This is a genomic window from Streptomyces sp. NPDC056835, assembly GCF_042789485.1.
Taxonomy (GTDB): domain Bacteria; phylum Actinomycetota; class Actinomycetes; order Streptomycetales; family Streptomycetaceae; genus Streptomyces.
This window is the reverse complement of the sequence record NZ_JBHUBB010000029.1, coordinates 1-366: the sequence shown is the minus strand read 5'-3', so window position 1 is coordinate 366 and position 366 is coordinate 1.

Below are 366 nucleotides of genomic sequence, written 5' to 3'. Positions count from 1 at the left end.
GTGCGGGTTGTTGCCGGGGTGCGCCTCCGGCGAGGGTCCGTTGCTCGGGTGTGTTTCGGCTCGGGCCGGTGGTCGGGTGCGGGTTGTTGCCGGGGTGCGCCTCCGGCGAGGGTCCGTTGCTCGGGTGTGTTTCGGCTCGGGCCGGTGGTCGGGTGCGGGTTGTTGCCGGGGTGCGCTCCGGGGCTCGCGCCCGGGACTGCATGATTTACGGCGCGTACCGAGCCACAGTCGGAAGACGGGCGTTCGCGCGCCACAAATCACGCTCTACGTCCCGGACACGACCCCTGCGCGCCCCCCTTCACCGCCCGTCACCGACGAGGCGCCCGTGCGCGAGGGCGGGAGGGGGAGGCGGCGGCACCGTCCCGC